A 2,540-nucleotide genomic window follows, 5' to 3' on the forward strand; every position below is an offset into this window, starting at 1 on the left:
TGACTGCGGATACCTGCTGCGCGTAGCGGAGACGGCCAGGCTGCGCCCGCCCCAGCCGCCCACAGTCCGCCGCAAAGGTGCGGTCGGCCGTGTGGAGTGGGACTGGCGCGAGCGGCAGGAAGCCGAGAGGTACGAAGCGGTACCGGCCAGGCCGCCGTCGCGACGCTGACCACCCTGCAGTGCTCGCTCGATGGGCCAGGCTCAGCCGATCGAGAAGTCGGCACACACGCCCGTCCCCGACGCCCCGTTCCCCGGCTCCGCACTGTCGGCAGTACCGCTAGCGCCCGCGCGACGGTGTCCTGGCCGGTACGTACCGGCCCCGCGCAAATGGTGAGGGGCCGGTCGGGGACCCGGTGCCGGCCCTGTCGATCAGGAAAGCGTTACGCACACGCTTCATGTACGCCTTATGTACGGGCTAGGTACGCGAAGGAGAAGACGATCGCTCCCATGCCCGCCACCCCCCGGTCTCAGTGTTTCCAACGTCGTTCGAAAATCTGACGGCGCAAAACTAACACAGTTTTCGAACAGTGTTGGAAAACCTGTACGGTGAGCTCATGAAGCTCACCAAAGAGCGCATCGTCGACGCGGGCATGGCCGTCTTCGCCGAGGTCGGCTACCAGCACCTGTCCATGCGTCAAGTCGCCGACCGTCTCGACACCCACGCCGGCAGCCTCTACTACCACGTACGCGGCAAAGAGGAACTGCTCGCCCTGATGGCCGACCGTGTCTGCCGCCGCGCCTACGACGCGGGTACCGACGCCCTGGCCGCCCTTCCGCCCGACGCCCCCTGGCAGGACCGCGTCGAAGCCCAGGTCACCACCCTGCGCACGGAGATCATGCAGCACCCCGGGGGCGCCCAACTCCTCGCCGAGAGCCCCGGCAGGCTCAGCATGGGTGCGTTCTTGCTGATGGAACGCCTGCTGCGGACCTTGCTGGACGGCGGACTGCCCGCCGCCCACTGCGGCATCGCCGCCGACACCCTGCTCAGCCACGTCACCGGCTTCGTCCTCCAGGAACAGAACCAGCCGACCACGCCACCGAACGTCACCGCCGACCTCCATGCCGACCTGCGCGAGCAATTCCCCCTGGTCATGGGCGCCTTGATTCCCCGATTGAGCCACGACGAGAAGTTCACCCGAAGCATCCGCCTGCTGTGCACGGGCTTCGCGGCGCTCACCCAGCCGTAGGTAGGGGCCGGGCGACCAGCCGTGGGAGCCGGGCGTCCACCGTCAGGCGTCAGCCGGTGAAAGATGGACCGGCGGTACGGTCCCGTACCCGAACACCGCCTCATCCGAATCTCCGCTGGCTGCCAGCCGCTCGATGACGCCCAAGGGCGTCCCGGCCCGGTGCAAGGGCCGCAGCGCACACTCCCAGACGACGTCGACCGCTCGAGAGTCCCCCTCGCTCGCGGGCGGCCCAACCCCTCAACAGACCGCCGGTGTGTACGGCTGGATGCGCCACGCAGGGACGCGGATCACGGGGTCCTCCCCGACACCCCGAGGCGATCACCCCGTCGGGTCGATGCCAGGATGTCAGGCAGGCGACGCACGGCGGATTCAACGGGGTGGCAGTGACGGGGACTTCGGTCGAGGCAGTGGACGCGGTGGACTGGAGCCGATTCCGGACGGGAGTGCCGGAGCACCATCCCGTCAAAGAGGTCCCGCGGGCGCTGCGCCGCCTGGTCAGCCGAGGCCCGGCGGCGACGGAGGAGGACTGCGACCCGCTGTACTCCTGCCTGTTCGCGCCGACAGGCGGACTGCCGTCGGCCGCGGCCGCGGCCCTGCCGTTCCTCACGGCGCTCGCCTGCGACCCCGCCAACGGCGTACGAGTGACTCTCGTCGAACTGCTCGGCGCCCTGAACGGTGCGGCACGCGAGACCGGTGAACAGGGCACGCACACAGCGTGGCAGGAGGAGTGGCGGCGCCAGGGCGACCAGATCACGGCGCTCCTCACGGACCCCGCGCCGAGCGTCCGGCGGGCCGCCCTCCTCCTCGCGGACGACGACGCGCTACTGGAACGCTGGCACGCCGAGACCGACCCGGCCGTACGCCTGCCCCTCCTGCTGATGCTGGGCACCCGCGCCGCGACGGCCGCCGACGTGCCTGAGACCGGACCTCCCGGCGGCCGGCACCGGTTCGCCGGCGCGGTGGAGGCGGTGCTGAGCCGGGTGCTGCGCGACGACGAGCCGGTGATGAAGGTGGCGGCCGCGATCGCCCGGGCGTCCCTCGACCCGGACGCCCCCCTCAGGCATGTCGACCTGCTGCTGGACATCCTCGCCGATCCGGCCGTACGGCCCCGGTTCGAACGGATCTGGTGGCTGCCGGACGTCGAGGTCCCCCTCACCCGTGACGGCGTCGCCGCACGGGTGTCCGCTCTCCTCGACCACATCCCCGTGGCCGCCCTGTCGTTCGTGACCCGGCTGGCCGAGGCGGCGGAACGCACCGCGGACGACGGGCTGCGCCGGGTCGTCCTGGACGAGGCATGGCGGCACCTGGTCTTGCGACGTTCCGCGGCACCGACGGTGCTGCCCCTCGCGGCAC

At 70.8% G+C, this 2,540-nt stretch carries 1 protein-coding gene and 1 pseudogene; both read left to right on the forward strand.

The features are described 5' to 3' along the window. The first annotated feature begins 554 nt into the window (after nucleotides 1-554). On the forward strand, nucleotides 555-1,187 hold the full coding sequence (locus tag IE312_RS37780; protein WP_189986826.1) for a TetR/AcrR family transcriptional regulator: 633 nt from the start codon (nucleotides 555-557) through the stop codon (nucleotides 1,185-1,187). A 383-nt stretch (nucleotides 1,188-1,570) separates the two neighbouring features. Then, a pseudogene (locus IE312_RS37785) lies at nucleotides 1,571-2,540 on the forward strand (hypothetical protein); the annotation flags it as partial.

The organism is Streptomyces capoamus (assembly GCF_014654935.1).
Lineage (GTDB): Bacteria > Actinomycetota > Actinomycetes > Streptomycetales > Streptomycetaceae > Streptomyces > Streptomyces capoamus.